The organism is Pedobacter sp. G11 (assembly GCF_003860265.1).
Taxonomy (GTDB): domain Bacteria; phylum Bacteroidota; class Bacteroidia; order Sphingobacteriales; family Sphingobacteriaceae; genus Pedobacter; species Pedobacter agri.
The window spans coordinates 2,451,728-2,475,861 of sequence record NZ_CP034190.1 but is presented as its reverse complement, the minus strand read 5'-3'; the positions used below and the strand labels follow the sequence as shown (position 1 = coordinate 2,475,861).

At 40.0% G+C, this 24,134-nt stretch carries 18 protein-coding genes, 1 tRNA gene and 1 pseudogene; 10 read left to right on the top strand and 10 right to left on the bottom strand.

The window, feature by feature from the left end:
- Positions 1–811 precede the first annotated feature (811 nt).
- Complete coding sequence (locus EA772_RS10690; RefSeq protein WP_124913069.1) at positions 812–1,195, top strand: hypothetical protein; 384 nt, start codon at positions 812–814, stop codon at positions 1,193–1,195.
- 94 nt (positions 1,196–1,289) lie between these two features.
- Here EA772_RS10690 and EA772_RS10685 read toward each other — a convergent pair whose 3' ends face one another.
- Positions 1,290–1,925 (bottom strand): cysteine desulfurase family protein, encoded by a 636-nt coding sequence (locus EA772_RS10685; protein ID WP_124913067.1) that lies wholly within the window; start codon positions 1,923–1,925, stop codon positions 1,290–1,292.
- A gap of 1,394 nt (positions 1,926–3,319) precedes the next feature.
- On the opposite strand from EA772_RS10685, the gene EA772_RS10680 reads away from it, so the two are divergent.
- The 4 genes and pseudogenes from EA772_RS10680 to EA772_RS10665 form a co-directional block, all read left to right on the top strand.
- Complete coding sequence (locus EA772_RS10680; protein WP_124913058.1) at positions 3,320–5,404, top strand: AAA family ATPase; 2,085 nt, start codon at positions 3,320–3,322, stop codon at positions 5,402–5,404.
- Positions 5,401–6,510 carry a hypothetical protein gene (locus tag EA772_RS10675; RefSeq protein ID WP_148093295.1) on the top strand — a complete coding sequence of 370 codons (1,110 nt, stop codon included), beginning with the start codon at positions 5,401–5,403 and terminating at the stop codon, positions 6,508–6,510. The genes EA772_RS10680 and EA772_RS10675 overlap by 4 nt, the downstream gene beginning before the upstream one ends.
- Positions 6,511–6,628: 118 nt before the next feature.
- The gene (locus EA772_RS10670) at positions 6,629–7,537 is read left to right on the top strand and encodes an HNH endonuclease (RefSeq protein ID WP_124913054.1); all 909 of its coding nucleotides are present in this window, start codon (positions 6,629–6,631) and stop codon (positions 7,535–7,537) included.
- 3 nt (positions 7,538–7,540) lie between these two features.
- A pseudogene (locus EA772_RS10665) lies at positions 7,541–7,771 on the top strand (hypothetical protein); the annotation flags it as partial.
- 153 nt (positions 7,772–7,924) lie between these two features.
- On the opposite strand, the gene EA772_RS10660 reads toward EA772_RS10665, so the two are convergent.
- Positions 7,925–9,358, bottom strand: coding sequence for an ATP-binding protein (locus EA772_RS10660; protein ID WP_124913052.1), 1,434 nt, complete (start codon positions 9,356–9,358; stop codon positions 7,925–7,927).
- A gap of 159 nt (positions 9,359–9,517) precedes the next feature.
- The gene (locus tag EA772_RS22060; RefSeq protein WP_168187518.1) at positions 9,518–9,664 is read right to left on the bottom strand and encodes a hypothetical protein; all 147 of its coding nucleotides are present in this window, start codon (positions 9,662–9,664) and stop codon (positions 9,518–9,520) included.
- Positions 9,665–9,812: 148 nt separating this feature from the next.
- On the opposite strand from EA772_RS22060, the gene EA772_RS10655 reads away from it, so the two are divergent.
- Positions 9,813–10,259, top strand: coding sequence for a hypothetical protein (locus tag EA772_RS10655; protein ID WP_124913050.1), 447 nt, complete (start codon positions 9,813–9,815; stop codon positions 10,257–10,259).
- Between the two features lie 591 nt (positions 10,260–10,850).
- On the opposite strand, the gene EA772_RS10650 is transcribed toward EA772_RS10655, so the two are convergent.
- From EA772_RS10650 to EA772_RS10640, 3 genes are all read right to left on the bottom strand, one after another.
- Positions 10,851–11,081 carry a response regulator transcription factor gene (locus tag EA772_RS10650; protein ID WP_124913048.1) on the bottom strand — a complete coding sequence of 77 codons (231 nt, stop codon included), beginning with the start codon at positions 11,079–11,081 and terminating at the stop codon, positions 10,851–10,853.
- 1,263 nt (positions 11,082–12,344) lie between these two features.
- Positions 12,345–12,773 carry a MarR family winged helix-turn-helix transcriptional regulator gene (locus EA772_RS10645; RefSeq protein WP_124913046.1) on the bottom strand — a complete coding sequence of 143 codons (429 nt, stop codon included), beginning with the start codon at positions 12,771–12,773 and terminating at the stop codon, positions 12,345–12,347.
- Between the two features lie 110 nt (positions 12,774–12,883).
- Complete coding sequence (locus EA772_RS10640; RefSeq protein WP_124913044.1) at positions 12,884–13,303, bottom strand: organic hydroperoxide resistance protein; 420 nt, start codon at positions 13,301–13,303, stop codon at positions 12,884–12,886.
- A gap of 250 nt (positions 13,304–13,553) precedes the next feature.
- Here EA772_RS10640 and EA772_RS10635 point away from each other — a divergent pair, with 250 nt between their 5' ends.
- The 4 genes from EA772_RS10635 to EA772_RS10620 all read left to right on the top strand — a co-directional run bounded on the left by EA772_RS10635 (position 13,554) and on the right by EA772_RS10620 (position 16,402).
- On the top strand, positions 13,554–13,988 hold the full coding sequence (locus EA772_RS10635; protein ID WP_124913042.1) for a DoxX family protein: 435 nt from the start codon (positions 13,554–13,556) through the stop codon (positions 13,986–13,988).
- A 129-nt stretch (positions 13,989–14,117) separates the two neighbouring features.
- Positions 14,118–14,205, top strand: a tRNA-Ser gene (locus EA772_RS10630).
- A gap of 288 nt (positions 14,206–14,493) precedes the next feature.
- Positions 14,494–15,282 (top strand): alpha/beta fold hydrolase, encoded by a 789-nt coding sequence (locus tag EA772_RS10625; protein WP_124913040.1) that lies wholly within the window; start codon positions 14,494–14,496, stop codon positions 15,280–15,282.
- 19 nt (positions 15,283–15,301) lie between these two features.
- Positions 15,302–16,402: a PAS domain-containing sensor histidine kinase gene (locus EA772_RS10620; protein ID WP_124913038.1), complete on the top strand. Its 1,101-nt coding sequence runs from the start codon at positions 15,302–15,304 to the stop codon at positions 16,400–16,402.
- Between the two features lie 71 nt (positions 16,403–16,473).
- Here the strand turns inward: EA772_RS10620 and EA772_RS10615 are convergent, their stop codons facing one another.
- From EA772_RS10615 to EA772_RS10600, 4 genes are all read right to left on the bottom strand, one after another.
- Positions 16,474–18,186, bottom strand: a complete 1,713-nt coding sequence (locus tag EA772_RS10615) for a RagB/SusD family nutrient uptake outer membrane protein (RefSeq protein ID WP_124913036.1) — start codon at positions 18,184–18,186, stop codon at positions 16,474–16,476.
- A 10-nt stretch (positions 18,187–18,196) separates the two neighbouring features.
- Positions 18,197–21,340: a TonB-dependent receptor gene (locus EA772_RS10610; RefSeq protein WP_124913034.1), complete on the bottom strand. Its 3,144-nt coding sequence runs from the start codon at positions 21,338–21,340 to the stop codon at positions 18,197–18,199.
- 158 nt (positions 21,341–21,498) lie between these two features.
- Positions 21,499–22,569, bottom strand: a complete 1,071-nt coding sequence (locus EA772_RS10605; RefSeq protein WP_124913032.1) for a phosphotransferase enzyme family protein — start codon at positions 22,567–22,569, stop codon at positions 21,499–21,501.
- A 53-nt stretch (positions 22,570–22,622) separates the two neighbouring features.
- Positions 22,623–23,975 carry a Gfo/Idh/MocA family protein gene (locus EA772_RS10600; protein ID WP_124913030.1) on the bottom strand — a complete coding sequence of 451 codons (1,353 nt, stop codon included), beginning with the start codon at positions 23,973–23,975 and terminating at the stop codon, positions 22,623–22,625.
- Positions 23,976–24,134: the final 159 nt, after the last annotated feature.

Sequence of the window (24,134 nt, the reverse complement as noted above, 5' to 3'; positions counted from 1 at the left end):
GGGTTCTTAGGCTTTAAAGCATAAAGCCTATCGAAAGGATAGCGGTTGCTTAAGCTCATGTGATCTTAAATTGAATTATATGGTGTGTTAGAAAATTCAGGCAAAAACCAGCCCTTCCCCCATAAAATCATGCGGATACGGTAAACCGTATTTGTTATTAGGAAAAAGATACTTACCTTGGGATTGCGAAAAACCATCGTACTGCACCTTTGCCTAATCAGCAATAAAGGGCTGGTACCAAGCTAAATTAACCCGGCGGGACTCTGAGCGCTCTCTCTTTCACACAGCCTCCGCTCTTTTGGGCTATATTTTGACTTGGAATTCTGGCACGTATTACGATGGAGAACAGATAATGTTCTTTAATAATAGTTGTAAGGAATAATTACGAATCACTTCCTGGAAAAGAGGCGGTTTGACGGCGGTTAATTTTTTCGTTTTCATAAATGTTAATTTTTATGTAAAGCGATGTAATCTCTAAAGAGCAGAAGGCAAACCAGATTGGTATGAACCAATAGGGCGAAACTCAATGCTTTTGAAAGAGGTACCGTCAAGAACCACTTAAGCCAAGGCTTAAGTTCCACAAAAGACTGACATGAGTTGCGCCCTATTGAATAATATATCACGAAGATAACAAAACTCAATAGATACGGCGAACTCACGATCGGCTCATGTGGAAAGTTTGACGGTTTTCTTTCATGAGAGACATCGTAAAAAGCAAGATCTAATACTTACTCTATTTGTCGCTATTAAACTAATTATTAAACAAATATAAATATTACTTGACTATTATGCAAGTTTTTATCAAGATAAAATGTCTAAGAAAATAAATGATATAGCAAAAGCCATTAAAGATTCTCCTCTTCAGGTTACTGCGTTGGCATTATATCTTGACGTTGATGATACAACAATAAGCAAATGGAACTCCAATATTGCCCAGCCTAGTTTAAAACGCCTAAATGAAGTTGGTGAAATTTTAGAAGTTGATAATAAAGAGCTGCTTATTACACAGCCAAGAAAACAAACAGGGCTTGCTGCTGCGTTACAAGTCGAATATAAAAGATTATTATCTATTGGATTGACTAAAAAAGTAATAATAAAGGATGATAATGGCGACAATAAAGAGGTTAATAATCCGGAAATGGTGAAAAGATTGAGGGAGTTTGCCTCTAAATATGAGAATAATGCTAAACCATAAACAATTTTATTTCACCATATACCAATTACATTAAGGATTAGATAACCAGCAAGCTCATATTTAAACAACTAAATTAAGCGCTAACTTTTCATGACTAAGCCGATAATATTTGGAGAGATAAAAGGTATCCCAGAAGGCTATCAATTTCAAGATAGAAGAATAATGATGAAGGATAGTTTCCATAGAAACTGGTGGCATCACTCATAAACAATGCACCATGCTCATGGGCGATTTCGGCGATCTCAGCAACGGGCTGGATAACCCCTGTTTCATTGTTGGCCCACATCACGCATACCAGGTATGTCCCCGCCCTAAAAGTAGCGCGGAGCTGACTTAAATCTAGCACTCCATCACCACTTACCGGTAGATAACTTACCTCGACCCCACTTCGTTCTAAAAACCTACAAGTATCAAGGACTGCTGGATGTTCAGTTTCCAGAGTGATGATGTGTGGTGCGGGGTGTCCGGATAGCGAAATGCCTCCCCTTATCGCAATGTTAATCGACTCGGTTGCACCTGCTGTAAAATAGATATCTTCGGGATTGGAATTGATGAGCTCTCCAACTTGTTCACGGGCTTTTATCTCCGCGATTCTAGATGCTTTACCCAACTCGTGGGTGCTGGATGCATTGCCGTAAAGCTGAGTCAGGTACGGCATCATTTCGGCAAGTACCCGGCCATCGAGTGGCGTGGTAGCATTGTGGTCGAAGTAAATCATTTCCTGTGTCATCTCTTTGGTATCCGGCGCTTTGTAAATCGGGCTGCAAATATAGTAAACATGGCTTTAGCTTGCCTCCATAGTAGGCAAATAAAACACTGAGAAAACAATCTAAATATTCTGCGGCTTGCCCACAAGCTAATCATTATCGGAGGAAAATTTCAGGCTAACTTTTCCACATTTTCGCTATCTACCTGTAGATGAAATGCTCCAAGATAAAATATCCGCTATAGAGCAACACAATACGGTTCGTTAGCGTCTGTAAACTGTGTATATTTTTTACTCTCCGTTCTTTCGTTTTCATCCACAAAAGTTTCTCTGGGTTGATCCGGTTTTATAAAAATAAAAGAGCAGCCGCCATTTCAGTCTTTTTAAGTAATGGGGTTAAAATCCCAGGTCGATATCAAAAGGAGTTGGGTTAAAATCCCACCCATTCCGTTTCATGAGCGCTTAAATAAAAACCTTCTCACCGGTTTGGTTTTTGCTTTAGCGTTTTTATAAGCAGCTTAAACAATACCTGCTGTATTTCCCTTGAAAACTTAAAGACCGATTTATTGGGTTCAAGAATGTTTAGGCTAGGTCTCAAAAAGGAAAATAACAAATTAGCCCTGAGCTTGACATCAACCATTTCCAGATATGCTAAAATTGGCTGTTACCAGAAAATTTTATTTCTAGTTTGAAGGGAGCGTTTTTTGATAAAATTTTAGCTAGGGAATCTATTAATATCAAAAGATATCAACCTCTCATTCCTGATGTTCAAAGACAAATAAGCGTCGTTAGGCTTCGCCTTTAAGCACTTATCTTATAAGTCAGACTGTCTTCACATGAAAACATAATCCTTTATATAATGGAAAATATCGAAATTTTTGATCAAGCAAATCTAAGGCATATCGAATTAGTCATCATTCTTGCGCGTAAGACAACAGACTTTCTTTGAAATTTCTGAGGTAGTAAGAAATCAGGATAGATGTAGACGCTGCTGATTTTGCCAATTCGGATCACTTGAACAAGGGGTATTGAAACTACAGCTGCATTTAATGAAGGTCAAGGATCAGACTGCAACTTGAAACTGTGAGATGCACATACGTTATGAAACCCACGAATTGAGTTTGATAAATTGTGTCTATGGCAAGGTATACCGCTCAAGAATGAAAACGTCGAGTGCTGCGCTAAGCGAATGATATGTGAATATGAGTTAGCTCGTTGTGAATAGCAATACACTGAGGTATAAACAAAAAGAATTCCACCGCCCCCAAAAATAATGTAGATGATAAAAGTTTCGCAATTTAACGTTTGCGATCTTTAGCGGTCATGTTCGCGAGTGGGTATCGAAGCAGTCTCAGATGTTTACAAAAATTCAGAAAGATGGTTATATTCGTGCCAAGTAAAAAAACGCTAACTCAAATATGTCGAATCCCGAAGATGACTTCAAACTCCTGGCCATCAAACCCCTTAAGGGCTGTCAGAAAAAGTACGCTAATAATCTAATTCCCGGAACGCTCTACCCATTCTATCAAGATTATGAATTTAATCCAAAAAAGGGGCCGATCACTCAAATTAGGCAACTCGACACTGGTCATGAAATTTTTAATGCCTTTGTTCCTGAGCAGCGTGAGCTAAAAATAAATGTATCGGCTATTGTAGGTAAGAACGGTTCTGGAAAAAGTACCTTAGTCGAACTTTTCTACCTGTGCGCCTATTTAGTCGCTAATGCACATGGACTTCTTCCGATCAACCCTGTCTCCAAGGCTGGTATTAATGAAACCAGAGAGTTGGGCGAGATTAAGGAAGGTCTCAAACTGGAAGTCTACTTTCAGTCGAAGAGTACATACCATTGCATTGTTATGGACGCTGATTATACGCCCGGGGACCGAGAAAAATCAGACATTGTTTTTTATAACGTATTTGGTGAAACACTTATTCCAATGGCAAACTTTTTTTATACCATTGCCATCAATTATTCAATACATGGATTAAATGAAAGGATTGTTGGAAAGTGGCTTAGCCGTCTGTTTCACAAGCGGGATGCTTATCAAACCCCAATGGTTCTTAATCCCTTTCGCGATGAGGGTCTGGTCAATCCGAATGCGGAAATTCTTTTTGCGCAGAGCAGGCTACTTGCCAATATCCGTTTTAGTGCAGATCAGGCAGAGGAAATATTACCTGGGAGATCGGTGAAGGAAATTAAGTTCGTTATCGATCGCCAAAAACTCAGCAGAACTGCAGAGCATCATAATGATTTGGTCTTTGAAAAACTAGAGCAGGTTAGCAAAATGAGCAAGCAAGCTATTTTCAGGATGATCTATCTTAAAATGCTTGGTGAGGAAATATCTAATGAGGAACTTTTCAATAATGAATGGGCTGAACTCACCGTGAATTATGTGCTGAGCAAAATCATCCGGATTGCAAAAAACTACCCAGAATATAAAAAATTCTACAAAGAAGAGCAGAAAGAAAGCCTCCCTGAACTTACAGGCTTGCCTGCCTTCCTTAGCGCACTTGAAAAAGACAGAAGTCACATTACCCTTAAACTTCGGCAGGCGCTAAACTTTTTCAGGAATGATCCGTTAAAACTGGGAGAGCAGGGGATCTCGTTCAACGATGACATCATTACTATTGAAGGTTCGCTTTTTGCAAGGCGACTCCGAGAAAACCGGGAAAAATATCCATCGCTCGATCCTATGGAACTGATGCCGAATGCACCTTTTTCTGCCAAGATTGTCCTCAACGATGGACAATTTTTTCACCACCTGAGTTCTGGTGAACAGCAACTCGTGCATTCGGTTCAGGCAGTGCTTTACCATTTACTCAATCTGGATTCAGTCTTTCATTACAATGGTGAGGCGGTCAGGTTAACCTATTCAACCGTTAATATTATATTTGATGAGATAGAACTTTATTTTCATCCCGAATTCCAGCGAATGTTTGTCTCGGAAATACTCAAAAGGCTCAGTGCGTTGGATGTGCCAAATATTTCAAGGGTAAATCTGCTTTTCCTCACCCATTCGCCGTTTATTTTGTCGGATATCCCGGTAACCAATGTGCTGCATTTAGAGAACGGGATGATTAGGGAGCGAAAAGGCTTAACCTTTGCCGCAAACATCCATCAGATGCTTTCTGATAGTTTTTTTATGAAATCGACAACCGGAGATTTCGCAAAATCCCAGATTGAACAGATTATTCGATTTTATGAAAGCGTGCTGGCTGCCTTAAGCAAAGAGCAGGATGTTCAGAAATTCAGTATCGCGCCTATCCAATCATCAGGACCTGAACTAAGTGAGCTGGCTAGACAATACCAGGTGCAGAAAAAAAAATATCGTTTTATCATTGATCAGATCGGAGAACCAGTTATAACCGGGGTCCTGGAAAATCACATCACATTTATCGAAGACTGGCTAACTGGTCAGAGCCAAGATTGGTTGACCATTCAAAAGCAAAGATTGGAGCGGGAACTTGCAGCAATCAACAAGAAAATAACCAACAGGTCATGATTAGGATTCGCTATCCAAAAGACCCTGAAAAGCCGGATGCTTTTCAGGATAACTACTTCGAAAAACTGTCAGAGGCTTTCGACAATCTTTCCTTGATTGAAAAGGATCTTGAAAAAGTGAAGACTATAGCAGGAACGAAACTAACCTTCAAAAATCTGGTGACCGCGCCATTTGTGGAGCTAAGTAGCTTAAGTGCGGACTTGAATGCCTTAAGTAAAGCGGCCAGAAAGCGTCTTGGAAAGCTGATCGATTACAGCCGTTTGCAGCCTACTATTGCAGATTTTTTTATGCAGGAGATGAGCAGCGAACTGCACAGTTGTTTCTATTGCAATATCGACACAATCTATGCTTTTACCGAAATTGGGGCGTATAGCGATACCATACAGTTCATTAACCAGGCAGATAGCAAGGAGCTGCAACTGGTTAACCATATCGGACCTGTTACCGCCGCCGCGATAATTGCAAAAAGAAAGGTACATCCGATTTCTTCGCTGGACGAACTGAATCTGCGTCCTCAGGTAATCGATGCCATAAAAACCGCTCATCAGACACCTACACACAATCATTTTACACTCGACCATTTCTTTCACCAACAGGCCCACCCCTTTTTATGCCTGTCCTTATTTAATTTTGTCCCTTGCTGTTACGCCTGCAATTCAAAATTTAAAGGGACAAAAAAATTATACAGCACCAGTTCTTCATTATCTAGTCCAAGTTCGAGTGATTATAAATTTGCAGATGATGTCCGCTTCAAGCTTTTTTTTAAGGTTGAAAAGGATGAGGTAAAAACTGCAGATGACTTTACTGTGGATCTGGTTACGGAGCGAAATGTCTTGGATCACCAGGAATTTATAAGTGTTCTGAAGTTGAGAGGAAGATATGTCCATCATAAAAAAGAAGCGTTGAAACTTTTGCTGCTTAAACAAAAATATCCGGATTCAGCCCTGGAGCAACTTTCGGCTGTGACCGGCTTACCTGTTGATCAGATCAAGCGGGACCTGTTCGGGGCAGACTTATTTGAGGCAGCGTTCGATCATGCAGGTCTGGTCAAATATCGGCGGGATATCGCCCAGGGCATTGACGTAAGGGGTGTGCGAGAAACCTAAGCTTCCCTGGATCTGGCGATTGGTGTGGATCTTAGTCAGGTTCATTACGCATGGCCAAATTCAAGGATTCTAAAACGGCATTTTATTATTTTGATTTTTTATCATTTAACGCATCGAAATGGAATTTACAGCACTCGATCTGATCTGGACAAAAAATGTAACCAGAGACAAAGGAAATGCATGGGCCTACCAAGAGTTTCAGATTGGCGATACTTTTGATCTCAACTTTCCTTTGGGACATAACCGGATGGGTATAGCCAGCGCTCAGAAAGCAAAGGCAAACCAGTTGATACTCCTGGTCCAAAGCATAAAGAACCGTTTGCTCGGAAATCCCGGCACGTACCTCTCCCACATCGTGGCACCAGTAGACGACAATGTAGAACTTGACCCAACGGGAAGTCATCCTGTGAGACGGCTGGTGAGTGTAATTGCCCGTAATCCGCTGATGATCGTTAAGCCGGACTTTCTTGACTTTAGGGAGCCAAACCGCGGATGGACTTGTAGCCTTGACCTAATCAAGCCAATCAAAGCGAGTGGATTATCGTTTACCTTGGTAGAAAAGCAATTACTGCTATGGAATCTCTTTGAGCAAAAAGATATTTCGATTAAGGATTTGATCGATGAAAATTTGCGCTTACCGATAGATCCTCAAACGGGCTCAATGGAAGGCGAGGAAAAGTATAAGTTCGCTAGACATAAATACTATGAGCGAGACCCGCGTTTGATCCAGGATAAGAAAAATGAAGCATTAAGGTCCGGTGGATTAAAGTGTGAAGTCTGCCTGCTTAATTTTTCGGATAAATACGGCGATCATGGACTGGGTTTCATGGAATGCCACCATCGTTTTCCAATTGCGAAACATGGAAAACGCAGGAACCGGTTGGAGGATCTTTCCCTGGTCTGTGCTAACTGTCATCGCATGCTGCACCGCAAAAATGCCGAAAATTCCTACTACTCAGTTGAGGAACTTAAATCTTTAGTGGAGGGATTGCCAGGTGGATCAACAGCCCAGTTGAGCAAAGATTAACCTGTTAAACCTTGCGAGATTCAGGGGGATATGGTGCATCCTTATCTGCGTCGGCGGAATGGAGAAGAGCCGGTGGAATATCCTTCGCCGGAATTGAAAGAGATTCTGGGTAGAACATTAGGCGTGCCTTTATTCCAGGAGCAGGCGATGAAGATTGCGATCGTGGTGGCAGGCTTTACTCCTGCTGAGGCTGATGCCTTGAGGCGAAGCATGGCGACTTTTAAATTTAAAGGTTTAGAAATTCCTGTAACAGAATTAGGGTAAATATTTGCAATTCCTGTAATAGAATTAGGGTAAATGCATCAGGAGTTTACCTAAAAATTTTGGTTTTTTAGTGGACAAAACAACCTAATAAAAACAGCATTTTGAATCCCTTTTGATATTGTACTAAGGCACAAACAAATCATCCATGGTAACTTTGTTCTGTACCAGGCCAATAGAATACATATTGTCTTTGGTGCCATAGGTTGTAACCATGGCTAAGAAAAGTGCTTTTTTAGTTTTACTCTCCCGACGAAATATATCAAGTTTGTTCTTTAACTCAGTCGCATAGGTTTTATCTATGGCAAACTCAGCATTTGAGAACTTCATTTCACATATGCTTATCACATTATCCTGTCTGTCCAGCAAAAGATCGATCTGTGCACCATTTCCATCTTTAGGAGAATGCCGCCAAGCTGATGTTTCAGTGAATACTCCAGAAATACCAAGCGCTTGTTTAATATTATCTGTATGCTTCATGCAGATCGCTTCGAAAGCGTAGCCACTCCAACTCCTCCAAGAAGACGTTGATGATTTTTTTAACCATGTACCTCCACCGGTGGCTCGGGAATGTTCAATAAATTTAAGGTAGAAAAGGCTGTATTCATCGCTAAGCTTGTAAATACTCTGATTGGCATTCTTCTGGAAAGGCAGGTGCGGTGTAATGAAGCCAGATTCCACAAGTTCCTCAAGTAAAACACTGGTAGTCCCCCCACTTTGTAGGTTGCATGTCTGTATAATTTCGTTTCTTGTCAATCCCGAGGGTTTATCCGCGAGTGCCTTAACTACGGAAATATGCCTGTCTGCGTTTTCGAAAAGAGAACGGTATAGGTTTGCGAATTCTGTTGAAAGGAGACCATCCTTGGTGAAGCAAAGCCTGTCAATGACCTGGGTAGCACTTTCCCCTTTTTTTAGTTCTTTCAGGTAATGGGGGACACCCCCCATTGCCATAAAAATGGTTAGCACCTGGTAACGGTCAATATGTATATTATTACTTTTTAGGTACTGTTCTGTCTCGTACAATGTGAAAGGTAACAGGCGGATTTTACGTGTTAAGCGATTGTGCAGGCCTCCTTTGCTATTGACAACTTTTTTGATCATCCAAGTGGCAGCAGATCCACAGATCGTAACAATCAGGTTTGGCTGTTGTGAGGCCCATTGGTTCCAAAAATATTCAAATGCAGAAAGAAATCCAGATTTATGCGAACTTAGCCAAGGGAATTCATCAAAGAAAATTACAGCTTTTCTTTTTTTAAGTATAGGGGCTGCAAATTCCCTAAGTTGCCAGAAAGCTTCCGTCCAGTTCTTAGGAGCTGCAGGAGTTAATCCTGAGCCTAATGCATCTGCGATAGCCTTGCTAAAATTGAGTAATTGCACGCTAGCATTCGCGTCGTGAACTCCCGACAGTTCAAAAATGAGCTGTTTGTGGAAGACCGATCGGATCAAGAAAGTTTTTCCGACTCTTCTCCTGCCAAAGACTGCTAAGAGCTCTGATGAGGACGAAGCAAGCGCCTCAGATAATATTTTCTTTTCCGCTATTCTTCCGATGAGCACTTCCATATTTCTTCTTCTAAGAGATTAAAATAATTTTATCCACAGCCAAAACATTGTTCAAATATAGTGTTTTGGCTGTGGATAAAAAAAATATCTTCAGCCAAAACGTATATAAAATGAGTTAATTTGGCTGTTGATAGATAGATTTGCCTGAATAAAAGTTCTTTAAATCGCCCTATTATTTGCTATTTCCTCAGCTAAAGTCATATCCTTTGGAGATTCTTGCAATTTCAACTCCACTCTCTTTCCGGCAGCAATAATGTGCCCAGGAATTACATCTACATTCAAATTATAATCAAAGCAATTTTTCAATTTGTCACAATTTAGATCTACTGCCGAGTTCTCACAGACAAGGGATTCGAATATTTCTGATATCTGAAAAAAACTAAACTGCAGTAACTTTCGTAAGTTCCCTTTAAACTATCTTCAATAGTTTGTTCTCAACCAAATATTACTGTAAGTGAAGAAAAAAGAAAAAATTGAGCTTTTAAAACAAGAGCTTATTTACCAAGCAATTGAGTCTGAAATCCTAAGCCCAACTCTAAAGTTATTAATCAATCAGGCTGACAATCTTCTCTCAACACAACATCATATGAATGAGCATACTGTATGCTTCTTCAAAAAGCTTATAGATTATTTAGAAAGAACTAAATCTATGGAATCGATTTGTTTGGAACTATCAGTTTCAAGTTATCCCGATGCGATCATAAATTCGATGAAGATGGCCAAAGTATTTGCAAATAGAAAAGCGCAGCTCAGTATGAAAATTCGAGTCTTAAGACCAATCATTTTAAATTGCATCATGGAAAGTGCATCCCTAGAAACAAAAGTATTGCTTAACTCCGAATTATACGGCCGATATCTCAAACGATCGGAAGATTTCATGTTCGAATCGATTAAGGGCTAATACATATAAAAACTAAATGATTTGATTTTTACAGTGTTGGTGTTTTCAAAGCGACTATATTAACTTCTCCCCTGCATTCGGCATCAGTAAAGTTATGATGCAACTATAGACTACCGAGAGCCATAACGTTCCAAAAAAAATATCTGATGATTAAAGTTCCAAAGTGCGGTACTTATAAACACACAAATTACAATATGATAAGAAAATAATCGGATTAACAGGTGTGGATAGCTGTATCAATAGTATATTTTTTTATAAATAATAATAGCAAGGCAGGTAATTGGTAAGTCCACTACGTCGATAATATCATACAATTGGTTTTAAATCAAAATTTTAACTTTGAGAACTTCATTAGATCCGGGACGATTTAATTAAAAAGTATGAGCCTTGCAGGATTGCAAGGCTTTTTTTATAATACTAAAGGGCTATTTAGCTAATAAGCCAAACCTGTATTTTTGTAATGCGAATCTATATACATTACCATTTATTAACTTATGCCCGGATGGGATAGGATGACTTTAATTGCAAAAGCTTTTAAAGCTTTTGTGTTTGTTTGAATCAGAAAGCCTTGCAGGCATGTAAGGCTTTTTGTTAAGCTTTTAGTAACCCGTATTTGTAAGCAAATGAGATCAGGGATGCTGAATTTTTTGTTCGGGTTTTAGTAATGAGATTTTTGCGTAGTTTTTCCACCACACCTGGCTTACTCTGTAACTCTTCACTAATTTCCAGGTTTGTAAGGCCCTTGGCAACTAATTCTATAACCTTTCTTTCTGTTTCATCTATTCCCATAAAATCAGGGATAGGGGCATTAGCTTGATTCATAGCGGATGCAATGTCTAATTTTATGCCATTTTTTTCTTTTAAGACTAATTAAACATACAAGTTTTAGACTTATAGTATCCGGTGAGCCCCGTACTGCTAATATTTTGATATAATAACTAAAATTTAGTTGAGCTTCATGTAAACACCTAAAAGTCAACAAAGAAAATAATTAAAATTGATACCTAGTAAAAGCATTTAAGCGTATACATAGGGAGATAAAATTTGTTTGTTGAAGAATTTCAATGTTGTCGTGGATGTAAGTTTATCCAATTAGGAATTCCCTTTAGTACAATCGATTACCTTTAACATCCAATATGGTATTATTCGCCAGCAGACTTAACTTATTAAGCAATTTGACCTGGTGTTTAGTATTCTTTTCATATTTAGTGCGCTTAGTAATTACCCTAACCATGTCAAATAAGGATAAATATTCAAAATTAAACTAAGTTACACCTCTTATAGGGTGCAAAATTTACAGTGAGCAAAAAATTATAATCCGTCAGGCGATATGGAATATGTTGCCTATTAGATCATAGCCGGAAACGATAGGTAGTGACTGCTGGGCTATTAACAGTCTTTACCTAAATAAAAAGACAGACAAGCTGAAATCAACTTTAACGTATTAGTACCCTATTTTTAGTCTCGCTTTTACTCGTAATATGAAATTTTTATTATTGCATGGACAATTCAGTCTTGAGGATCAATGGATGACGATCCTTTAATTCTTTCGGATGAAAGATATAAATCCCTCTCGCCATTTTGCTTGAGGGATTTGCTTTATAAATTTTTCCTCTTCTCATGTTCCAATCGCGCACTTCCATGCCATTTTAGGTACTGATTGTAAAGGACAAATGTTAATATTTCCGACTTTTATATTCGCGTTTGTTTTAGAAATACAGATTAACATTCTGCTATTTTTTCAATACAGCAAAATGTTGATTCAGTATTTTAGTTATTTTTCAATGTAGAATAGATGTTTAGAACAATAGCACTATATAATAAAGAAAGAACTGCAAGGCTTCTACCTCAGTATTTTCAAGATTAATCAAAACCTCGTTGTTTCCAAAGTATTATGTAGTATTGATGTTCTAAAATTCCATACTAACTATTTCAACTTTTGTTCTCTCTGCTTCGCCATCAGATCTGCCCATGAATATAACTCTTTTAAGTTCAAGCGGGCTTATTGCAATAGCAGAATAAGCTAATGGTTTATTTAAATATTGGTTATGAAAAATCATAATGAAACTGCGCTAGATATGCACGCTATGGCGAGAGATTGAGAATCAATTTATTAAGCAAGTTTTTGAGATCATGCGCCTCCTGCGCATTAATACCCAGATTCTCTTTTATTTGGCTATGCAGGCGGTGCGCCTGCTGCTGCAAGTCCATCCCTTTTTTTGCTAAGGAAATAATGATACTGCGTTCATCTTTTTCAGATCTGGCACGTTTTACCAAGCCTTGCTCCTGCATGCGCTTTATTAGTGGAGTCAGTGTATTCGACTGCAATCTTAATTTATTGCCTAGAATACTCAAGTTGATATTATCGGTTTCCCATAAAACCATCAGGACAATATATTGCGGATAGGTAATTTCAAGATCATCCAATACGGGTTGATAACATTTTGTAATTAAGCGAGATGCGGCATAAAGAGGGAAGCAAAGCTGGTCTTCCAGTTTAAAATATGTATCCATGTTTACTGCTTTATCTATTTATTGATGATGATATGATCAACCAAAGCGTCAAAGATAAAAAATGTATAGCATAAAGCGCCGGCATGGTCACTTTATGCCTTAATTAAGGCTTATACTAGCTCTAATGCCACTTCAACATTTCCACGAATTGCATTCGAGTAAGGACAAATTTTATGTGCTGTCTCTAACAGTTCCTGCGCTTGAATAGTTTCGATGCCTGGTAAGCTTATCTGCAGACTTGCACCTAATACAAAGCCACCTTTTCCATCCGGATGTAGTGCAATATTTGCCTTAACGGTTGTTGGTACAGCAACCTTTATTCCTGCCTGATGCATTACTAAATTTAATGCGCTATCGAAACAGGCAGCGTAGCCCGCAGCAAATAATTGTTCCGGATTGGTATATCCTGCCCCGTTTCCTCCAAGTTCTTTTGGCATTCTCACTTCTAGCGATAATGCGCCATCTTCACTGGATACTTTTCCATTGCGGCCACCACTTGCTGATGCGCTAGTTTGGTATAATGTTTTCATTTTAATAATTTAGTTAATTTATATCGCAAGCGATTATATCGTTTGCGATATAAATATCCGATATAAATTTGATCTATCAAAATGTTTATTGAAAATTGTATTGATTGTGAAATTCTGAAACGCATGTATTGTAAGTCCGAAGACACTCATTTTAAAGTCACTAAGTTGATGTCTTGGTTTGTTTTAAAATGTTAATTTTTTCATTCGCGATAATATTTTCGTAAATTGATTTAACCAAAATATAAAGATTATGAACTTGCTTAAGAAAATTCAACACTGGGGCGATCAGCATCACCCAAAATGGCTTGATTATTTTAGAATAGTACTTGGTTTAATCCTCATATGGAAAGGGGTTACATTTTATACCCATATGGAAGCCTTCAGTTATTTGATGCGTGGCGCCATGTTAGGTACAGCGGTGAGTATCAGTTTACTTGCCCATTTAATTATCGTATTACATATTTTAGGTGGAATAGCCATTACATTGGGCACTCATACCCGATTATTTTGTCTTTTAAATCTGCCTATTCTTATCGGAGCCGTATTTTTCATCAACATATCAGGAGGGATTTTTAAACCCTACGCCGAATTCTGGCTATCATCTTTAGTTTTAACCGGATTAGTTTGTTTTATAGTAGAAGGCAATGGAATTTTATCTGTTGAAAGCGAAAAAGCGGTGAGTTAGTCGAGTATTTTAAAGCGAAAAAGAAATAAAAGTCAAGCTAACTAAATGATAAACAAGCGGTAATGTTTTGATTTAAATATTATAGTAAAAATCATTTGCAGATTGGCGCCAAATTCCTACTTTTGCAGCGGAGAGCTGGCAGAGTGGTCGAATGCGGCAGTCTTGAAAACTGTTGACTGTAACAGGTCCGGGGGTTCGAATCCCTCGCTCTCCGCCAGAAAAAACAAAAGCCCTTTGTCAAATGATGAAGGGCTTTTTTCATTAGGGTGGCATAATTTCTTCATTTGATTGAAATAAGAGATCAATTAATAACTCACGTCCAAAGGATTAAAAAGTCTTCTGAACCAAACAGGAAGTGTTTTCATTTGAAAAGCAGATTGTATGGTATGTGTTGGGCTGCTGTTTTCAATAAACAGATGTGAAATAAATTATGTATTTTTACCCCTGATCCTAAGAATCATCCAATTCATCACATCGTTGTCTTTTAGCCTTTTATTGAAAAAAAATGAGTGTACTGAAAAGAAATAATGTACATCAACTGGGTAATGGCAGCACTGCGATGATGTTTGCCCATGGTTTTGGGTGCGATCAGAACATTTGGCGCTTAATTGTTCCAGCTTTCGCTGAAAATTACAAAATCATTTTGTTTGACCATGTTGGAGCAGGGCTTTCAGACCTTAAAGCGTATGACCCTGTAAAATACAACGAATTGGATGGTTATGCCGATGATATCGTAGAGATTGCAGAAGCGCTCCAGTTGAAAGAAATCATTTTTGTAGGACATTCGGTTAGTGCCATGATGGGTATTATGGCCGCAGCACAATCGCCAGGCTTATTCAAAGCGCTTATTTTAGTTTCTCCTTCACCCTCATACATTAACGATGGCGATTATATTGGCGGTTTTAGCAGAATAGAAATAGACGAATTGTTAGCTTCACTGGATCGAAATCATTTGGGTTGGTCGATGACCATGGCACCAATGATTATGGCCAACGCCGACAGGGCTGAGCTGAGTGAGGAATTAACCAATAGCTTTTGCCGTACTGATCCAACCATTGCCAGGCAGTTCGCCCGTGCGACATTCCTAACTGATAGCAGAAGCATCCTAAAAACCTGCCAAACTCCTACACTTATTCTCCAGTGTTCTGAGGATATCATTGCCCCTGTGGAAGTTGGAGCGTTCATGCATCAGCAAATGAATAATAGTAAGCTTGTTATTCTGGAGGCAACAGGTCACTGCCCGCACTTAAGTGCACCGGCAGAAACCATTTCTGCGATCAAAGAGTTTTTATAATCGCTTTACCATTTACCCGATGAGCAATTTACCACACGAAGATCAGCTGGAGGAATTTTTAGAAAATTCGCTTTCAGGATATATTTCGACTACGCCAAAAGGAGAAATTATTAAAGCTAATGCGAAAATAGCTACATGGTTAGGATTGGAAGAGGAACAGCTCATCGGCAAACGCATCACCAGCATTCTGGCAGTAGGCAGCAGGATATTCTATGAAACACATTTGGCTCCGATGTTAAGGCTTAAAGGCTTTTTTGAAGAGGTTGCCGCAGAACTTTTGTTAAGCGATGGCAGCAAAATGCAGGTATTGATCAATGGCTATGCAAAAAAAGACGAAAAGGGGCATCCGCTGGAGATGCGACTAAATATTTATCGTGCCACAGAAAGAAAAGTTTATGAAGACAATCTTAGGCATGCCATCAGTGATGCTGAAAACACTATTCAAACCGAACGGGAGCTAGCCATTTTAAGGGAGCAATTTATAGCTGTTTTGGGTCATGATCTTCGTAATCCTCTTGGTGCGATCAAAACCGGTTCAGCATTACTTGGACGTTCCGTATTATCCGATCGTGATAAATCCATTGTATCTACAATTGCTAAAAGCAGCCTTCGCATGGAAGAATTAATCACCAATGTAATGGATTTTGCCAGGGTGAGATTAGGAGGCGGTATTTTGCTGGAGCTCAACGATGTAATGATTGAATCCGTTATTACACATGTCATTGATGAACTCATGATCTCTTATCCGGAGCGTAACGTGACCACTTATTTTAATGCGAAAAAATCAGTGCGCTGCGATATCAACCGCTTATCTCAAATGTTATCTAATTTACTGGCCAATGCGCTTACCCATGGATCAGTAGACACGCCCGTTAAAATTATAACTGAAATACAAGATGATATTCTGAAAATTACAGTAATCAATGGTGGGAGAGCAATTCCAACGGATGTACTCGAAACGTTATTTGAACCTTTTACCCGGGAAGCGAACACACCAAGCAAACAAGGTTTAGGATTGGGGCTGTATATTGCCTCACAAATTGCCAAAGCACACGGCGGACATTTAACTGCCAGTTCTGATACGAAAGAAACAAGTTTTACATTTCAGATGCCGCTGTAGCATTTGCTATTGCCAGTATTGATATCAATTTAAACAGGATACAGAGATCTGCATCCTGTTTAAGATTGTAATTATTGGGTTGGGTTTTGGGTTAATTTTCCAGGATAAGAGTTGATGGCACTCTGCGGAATATAATACACTACCCGAAAGTCGTTGGCAGATATATCTGCCGTTTGATTCTGCGGTCCCGGATATCGGCGTACTAAAGGTTTTCCGTTACGGAAAACATCAAAACTTCTTTCTGCCTGATAAGCCAATTCCAGCTGACGCTCCTTATCAATTAAATTGCCTGCATTTGCCGCAGTAAGTGATGAGTAGCCACCATTTACAATTGAACGTGTACGGATGGTATTCAAATCACTAAGCGCTTCTGTATACCGCTGTAATTTTGCATAGGCTTCTGCCCTGTTTAAATAAATTTCTCCAAGCCTGCTGATTACCGGTGAATGAAGGTGTGAATTTTCGCCTTCACGAGAATCTTTTACAATATAAAATTGTGGATAAACCCGGTTCAAAGTAATGAAGTTATCAATTACTCCAGTATACGTTTTTCCGTTCTTATAATTAATGCTGTAAATTTCCTGAGCAGCATCAACCGGTGTCAGGGTATATACATCTGCACCTTCGGTACAGGTTATTGTATTTCCATTTCGGGTGATATTGGCCTGCACATAGTTTAAGGTACTGGCAGCATCATCTTTAATAAACCGAAACACTTCTGTAAAAGCACCTGAAGCATTTGTAGCATAAGTTGGCTCAATAAAAGCAGCCCGGGCATCTACAATTTTATATTTTGCCGGGCGCCAGTCGTTCCTGCCGGTTTCATTTAACAGATCAATATATTTCGCACTGGCATACATTTCTCCCCAGCCCTGGCCGCCAATATTTGCATACATCCCACCAATTCCATAGTAATGATCTGATCCGGAGAATTCGGAAGCAACACGTTTAATGGCAAAAATGGTTTCCTTATTGGTTTCGGGTAAAAAGGTGTTATACTTCATAAAATCGGCTCGTGGAAGTAGGCTGTAACGCGTTGAGCCTGATATAACTTTTGTGGCATAATCTACCGACAGTTGAGCGAATGCCTGATTAGGATTTTCATAAGTTCCACTCATGTATAAATAAACCCTTGAAAGTAATGCCTGGGCAGCTTCTTTCGAGGCAAAAATAGAACCCTTGTTTACGTTAATGAGTTCTTCGGCTTTTTTCAAGTCAGCTATCACCTGCTCGTACGTTGCTTTCACACTGGCCCGATCCGGCAGATTTAAATTGATGACGTCGGCTGGTGTTCCGTTTACAATTGGAACGCCAAGGTTAGTTTCAGGGTTTTGGTAATATGGGCGACCGTATGCCCTCACCAGATAAAAATAGATTAATCCGCGGATAAAATAACACTCTCCTAACTTACTGTCTAATGTTGTGCTTTTACCCTGCGGTATCATACTGATGATGTTGGATGCCTGTGCGACAGCTTTGTAGCCGCTATCCCAAAAGGTTGATAACCTGGAATTGTTCGGTGTTCTTGCAAAAGAAATGAACTCATAAAAAGCATCTGTAGAAGAACCCCTGATCATGATGTTATCTCCGGCATATTCACCCAAGCGGTGCATCGGATCTGACCAGGCTTTCAGCTGGGCATAAGTTCCATTAAGTAATGCATCGATGGATTCTTCCGGATTGCTATTTATTTTTTCAGACTGTAGTGAACCAAATGGCTCTCTGTCTATTTTGCAGGATGATATTGCGATCACTGCAAACAATATAATTATGATCTTTTTCATTATGTATGAATTAGAATGAAACATTAAGTCCGAACATAAATTTTCTGGTCATTGGATAAACTGACGGACCTGTTGAGAAAAGCACATTTCCGGTATCTTCTGCAACCGGAATCTCCGGATCAACACCTGAGTATTTGGTGATGACAAACAGGTTTTCGCCGGAAATAAAAGCTCTCAGATTTCTGATTTTATACTTTTTCAGCTCGAAGTTATAGCCTAGCGCCAATGAACGCATTCTGAAAAAGTCATTGCTTTCGATATAACGTGAAGACACTGAATTGCCTTTATCCTGATTATTGTATCTTGCGACCGGATGGGTGGCAATATCTCCTGGCTTTTGCCATCTCGACCAACCTTCCATCAATTGCATTTGATTTCGATCCGTATATGTACCATCGGCATCATATTCCTGACGGGAGTAGTTATAAATTTTTCCACCAATAGAATAACCAAAAACTGCATTTAAATCGAATCCTTTATACCTCAGATAAGTGGTAATGCCACCAAATAAATCAGGAGAAGCATTGTCTAATTTTTCTTCCGTAGCTTTTGAATAATCTGAAGTTGTGGTTCTTGATATCTCATTACCCTCAGCATCTCTTGTTACCGTATACCAGGTGGGTTTACCATCTGCCGGGTTTACGCCTGCCCATTCCCTCATGTAGTAGGTATCTACGGGAAGGCCAATCTGGATTACCCTGTTGGCTGATCCGGCAATCCCCAAGCCATCACCAACAATCAGTGGCTTTGCGGTATAAGTTCCATCCAGATTTCTGGTTTTATAAATATCAGTAAGTTTATTGCGGTTGTGACCTAAGTTTACATCTAAACTCCAGGTCAAATCTTTCGTTTTAAAAATATCACCTCCCAGCGCAACCTCAATTCCTTTGTTGCTCATTTTACCAATATTTTGTGAAATACTGGTGATACCTGTTAAGCCGCTAATCGGTACGTTGTATAAAATGTTATCTGTGTTTTTGATGTAATAATCTACGGTTAACCTTGCCCTGTTTTTAAAGGCATTTACATCCAGGCCTATGCCACTGGTATAGGTTTGCTCCCAGGTTAAATTCGGGTTACCCAACTGACTGATTAACAAGCCAGGAATGCCATTATAACCTGCCGCTGGATTTACCGCATATAAATCATATTGAGGATATAAACTCGACGGACGGTTACCTACAGAACCGAAGGCCGCACGAAGCTTAAGTGTATTGATATATTTTGCTTTGAACCATTCCTCGCGACTGATATTCCAGCCTCCACTTACAGAAAAGAAATTACCGTACTTCTTTCCAAAATTGGAAGCACCATCTCTACGAAGCGATACCTGAGCCAGATACCTGCCATCATAATCATAATTGGAATTAAACAAAACGGACTGTACCGCCCACTGGCTAATTCCACCTCTGGTTCTTTCTGGTTTTGCAGTTACATCCAGCACCTCAAAGCCCGGAACTATACCTGTTCCATATGCATCAAGTGTTTTGCTCGAAAAATCATTAAATTCATAGCCCACCAGTGCATTTAAATTATGCTTTGCCCAGTTATTGCCGTAACGTAAAATCTGGTTGGTATATCTCCGGGTATATTCTGAACGATAATCCGTTACCCTTCCATTCACACTTAAGCCGCCATTAGATCGTGGATCGGTATAACCTGCTGCCGCATAACTGTTATAACGATAATTGTTAACGGAAGCGAAGGTGAGGTTTTTAGTGATTTTGATATCGAAATCTAAGTTCCCCATAAATTCATAATTCACGTTCGAACCTTTATTCCATTGCAAATCATACAAATAGTTGGTACTTGCTGTATTCACCCAAAGAGATGAACGGTGTGGCACCAAATTTCCGTTTGCATCGTACGGGCTATCCCACGGCAGATTCGAATAAATTGAGGTAACTGAATATTGCTGATCGAAAACGCTGCGTCTGGAGCCAACCACCGATGGCTTAATCGTTAGCCATGAATATGGCATATAAGTGGTATTTAACCTGAAATTATAGCGCTCATAATCATATCCTCGCACTGCTCCCGATTCATCATAATACCCTACGGATAAGAATGATTGCAGTTTTTCCGTTCCGCCCTGGAGCGATATATTGTGATTTTGGTTAAATCCTGTTTTGGTAGCCAAATCCCACCAATCGAAATTGCTGTTACGTAACTCTGGTTTCCAGCGTGGAAAGCTGATGGTGTTGGCGTTAGCAAAGGAAGAAAAGTAATCATATAATTCCGCTCCGTCCATCATCTGCAAATTGCCGTTTGTTAACTGGTTTACCCCTACACGTGAAGATACATCAATTGTCATTTGACCAGACTTGGCTCTTTTGGTGGTGACTAAAATGACCCCGTTGGCACCCTGCGAACCATAAATCGCAGTGGAGGCCGCGTCTTTTAATACTGTCATCGATTCGATATCCTCCGGGTTCAGTTCGCCGGGGCTTGATCCTACAATTACACCATCTAAAACCCATAGCGGGTTGGTTGTTCCATTTAAAGTAGCCTGACCACGAATAATAACCGAAGCTGCCGCTCCAGGTTTGCCCGAACCTGGTGCTACAAATAATCCTGGCGCTTTCCCGGCCAATAGATTCTGTACGTTTGGTGAGGTTACGTTCTTTAATTTATCTCCACTGATGGTACTCAAGGCGCCAGTTAAACTTTGGCGTTTTTGTACACTATAACCCACTACAACAAGCTCGTTTAGTGTTTCAGCAGATTCGGATAAAGTAATAACACCCATCGCTGCACTGGTAACGGCTACTTCCCTGGTGGTAAACCCAATTGAGCTGATCACAAGTGTTTCGCCAGCCTGTGCATCAATACTGAACACACCTAAATTATTTGATGAAGTGACACGAGTAGTTCCTTTTACCGTAATACTCGCTCCAGGGATGGCCCCGCCCTTTGTATCCTTTACCGTTCCGGTGATGATATCAAAAGCAACGGTTTCATTTAAACCTGCAAATTCATACTCGCCTGCTTTGTTTATCAGGGGATAACGAGTTCCGCTTACCGGTTTTACTTTGGCATAAAGTGATGTTTCTGCATGTGCCGCAACGGAGATACCCAGGTGGGCCAGGATCAGCATCGTTAGCGGCGCCAAAAATCGCTTCTTGTTTTGTTTTTGGTTAGTTGTTGGTTTCATTGAGTTAAAGTTTGTTGAATGGTTTTAATCAATTTTTTGTTTAGTCTCTTAATGGTTTGTTGGTTATTGGCATACGCTTTTATTTTGGTTAATTATTAAATTCATAATCCCTTCCGGCTTTCGTCATGTCACATCCAATAAGGCTGATAAAATCAGATTTAATCAACTTGATTTATTTCTATTGTCGCTATAAATTTTTCGAATGCAGCTATCTTTTCAGTGTATTTATTTAAGAGATGGATCTGGTTTTTCGCACGGTTGAGGTTATGTTCAGGGTAAGTTGCGCCGTAATAAATGTCGCCGTTCAAAAAGTCGGTCAAAAACCGTAGCGCCTGCATAAATATGATAAACTGACCTGCGTAGATGAACAATTCACGTTCGGATGATGTGAGTACCGCATCCATCTCACTCATGTAACCCCGATAGATTGCTTCAAAAATCTCGACACGAATATCGATCAGGCTAAAATCTGTTTCTTCTTCCGTAACCGGCGAAAGGTAGGTCCGCATCATATCCCCAACATCGCTTATAAAATATCCCGGCATCACCGTATCCAAGTCGATTACGCAGATTCCAAGCCCTGTATCCTGATGCAGAAGCACATTACTGATCTTCGTATCGTGATGAAATATCCTGGCTTTAAGCTGATTTCCTGCGATGATCTCATCATACTTTTGAGCGATATCCATATGTTTGGCCAACTGTTGAATGGCCCAGGCCGCAGCTGATAATCTGGACTCATCTGCCAGTTTCAGTGCTTGCCTGTATTGCGCCACACGCAGGCTTAAATTGTGAAAATCGCGGAGCGGGAAGTTGATTTTGCTTACATCGAAATCTTTAAGCAATCTGCTAAACTGTCCAAACTGCTTCGCCGCCTGATAAGCCTGATTCGGATGTACCACTTTATCTATCGTAATCGATTCAGGAACGAAGGGAAAAACCCTAAAAGTGTAGCCCCCGATATTTAGTACAGATTGGCCCGAACTGGTTTGAATCGGCCCAACAAACAAATATTCTGGCGCTGTCTGGTGCAGATAGCTTTTTAAATTGACGATATTTTCGATAATCTCTTCCGGGGATGTGAAAATATCGGTATTGATTTGCTGCAGGATAAAATCACCATTTTTGGTGCTTACCTTCCAGGTATTGTTAATTAATCCCCCACCAAAAAGACTGTATTCTGTTTCCGGCCCATCTAAATTAAAGGCTTTTAATACTTCTAAGATCATATTGTGATTGCTGGCTGCTTTGTATCAAGAATTAAAAGATCAGTCTGGAACAATTAAAAGCCGCTGTCATCAAGAGCAAAAACATTTTTCCGTTCTTTCCACTTCCCGTTGGTAAAGTCAGGGAATTTTTGTGGCATGTTGCCTTCTTTTAAAGACTGTGTAGATAGCGGAGCGATCACACTCATGGTTACCGAGTCATAAACGTCAATTGGAGTTTGTTTTTTCTGTTTTACAGCCTGAATAAAACCATTAAATACAAACCAGTCCATGCCGCCATGGCCAGCTCCTACGGCTTCTTTTTCGTATTTTTTCCATAGCGGATGATCATATTTCTCAAACCACTCTTTTACCGGCTGCCATTTGTGATCGCCTTTAGATTCTTTTTCGATATAGATAGATTTATTGACGTCCATCCAAATCCCGTCTGTTCCCTGTACCCTAAAACCAATAGAATATGGGCGGGGCAAATGCGTATCGTGGCTAAGCATTACGGTTTCGCCATTGGCGCAATTGATGAGTGTTGTTGTTACATCGCCGTTTTTATAATTGATTTTGGCATTTGGGTGGCCTGGAGACAAATCTTCCACGTAGGCCGCCAGGCCTCTCGCCTTTGAACTGAAAGATACCAGATTGGTGAACCGGTTTCCGCGGTTAATATTTGCGTATTGCATAATCGGCCCGGCGCCATGAGTCGGATATAAATCACCATCCTGATCGATGTTAAATTGTGTTCTCCATTGAGCCTCGCTTCTCGCATTCGGGCCAAATTCCACTCCGCCCCCATAGTAGGCCTTACCATCATTGAATAACACATTTCGGAGGTTATGCTGATAGCCACCCTCAAGGTGAACCAACTCTCCAAAAACGCCTTGCCTTACCATGTTTAAAGCAGCCATGACATCCCTTCTGTAACATACATTCTCTAAAGTCATGTATGGCATTCCGGTTTTTTCTGAAGTTTTTACGATATCCCAGTGATCTTGAACGGTTAGGCCGGCAATTACTTCGCAACCTACATACTTGCCAGCTTTCATCGCATCAACCGCCTGGTCTCTGTGAAATTGCCATGGTGTGGCAATGATTACCCCGTCGATATCTTTCCGATCTAAAAGTTTTTTATAAGCATCAGTACCACCGGTATATTCCTTTGCTGCAGCACGCCCCGCCTTGGCAATGGCTGCCCTGCAGATTTTAAGTGAACTTTCCTGCGTATCGCAGATTGCAACAATCTCTACATCATCGCGTAAAAGGCCTTCAGAAATATGGCTCATTCCTCTGGCGCCCACGCCGATATAACCAAGCTTAACCTTACTGTTATCTGATTTCGCAAATAGTGCCCCGCCAGGTAAAATCGTCAGGCCGGCAGCTGTCAACGTACTGTTTTTAATAAATTCTCTACGCTCCATTGTTTACCTAATTTGTTTGTTTTATGAGTTTTCCGCTTTGGAATTAAGATAAAACTAGGCGCAATTGAAGCGAAAAACGACAAATGAAACATCCAAACAACAGACAAAAGAATGAATGATTAAAATTTTGATTTTCAGCTACTTAAAATCAAATTTAAA

Excerpts from the sequence above, each read along its gene's own strand:
- EA772_RS10690 (WP_124913069.1), top strand. The coding sequence starts at position 812 with ATGTCTAAGAAAATAAATGATATAGCAAAAGCCATTAAAGATTCTCCT.
- EA772_RS10685 (WP_124913067.1), bottom strand. The coding sequence starts at position 1,925 with ATGACACAGGAAATGATTTACTTCGACCACAATGCTACCACGCCACTC.
- EA772_RS10680 (WP_124913058.1), top strand. The coding sequence starts at position 3,320 with ATGTCGAATCCCGAAGATGACTTCAAACTCCTGGCCATCAAACCCCTT.
- EA772_RS10675 (WP_148093295.1), top strand. The coding sequence starts at position 5,401 with ATGATTAGGATTCGCTATCCAAAAGACCCTGAAAAGCCGGATGCTTTT.
- EA772_RS10670 (WP_124913054.1), top strand. The coding sequence starts at position 6,629 with ATGGAATTTACAGCACTCGATCTGATCTGGACAAAAAATGTAACCAGA.
- EA772_RS10660 (WP_124913052.1), bottom strand. The coding sequence starts at position 9,358 with ATGGAAGTGCTCATCGGAAGAATAGCGGAAAAGAAAATATTATCTGAG.
- EA772_RS10650 (WP_124913048.1), bottom strand. The coding sequence starts at position 11,081 with ATGAATCAAGCTAATGCCCCTATCCCTGATTTTATGGGAATAGATGAA.
- EA772_RS10645 (WP_124913046.1), bottom strand. The coding sequence starts at position 12,773 with ATGGATACATATTTTAAACTGGAAGACCAGCTTTGCTTCCCTCTTTAT.
- EA772_RS10640 (WP_124913044.1), bottom strand. The coding sequence starts at position 13,303 with ATGAAAACATTATACCAAACTAGCGCATCAGCAAGTGGTGGCCGCAAT.
- EA772_RS10635 (WP_124913042.1), top strand. The coding sequence starts at position 13,554 with ATGAACTTGCTTAAGAAAATTCAACACTGGGGCGATCAGCATCACCCA.
- EA772_RS10625 (WP_124913040.1), top strand. The coding sequence starts at position 14,494 with ATGAGTGTACTGAAAAGAAATAATGTACATCAACTGGGTAATGGCAGC.
- EA772_RS10620 (WP_124913038.1), top strand. The coding sequence starts at position 15,302 with ATGAGCAATTTACCACACGAAGATCAGCTGGAGGAATTTTTAGAAAAT.
- EA772_RS10615 (WP_124913036.1), bottom strand. The coding sequence starts at position 18,186 with ATGAAAAAGATCATAATTATATTGTTTGCAGTGATCGCAATATCATCC.
- EA772_RS10610 (WP_124913034.1), bottom strand. The coding sequence starts at position 21,340 with ATGAAACCAACAACTAACCAAAAACAAAACAAGAAGCGATTTTTGGCG.
- EA772_RS10605 (WP_124913032.1), bottom strand. The coding sequence starts at position 22,569 with ATGATCTTAGAAGTATTAAAAGCCTTTAATTTAGATGGGCCGGAAACA.
- EA772_RS10600 (WP_124913030.1), bottom strand. The coding sequence starts at position 23,975 with ATGGAGCGTAGAGAATTTATTAAAAACAGTACGTTGACAGCTGCCGGC.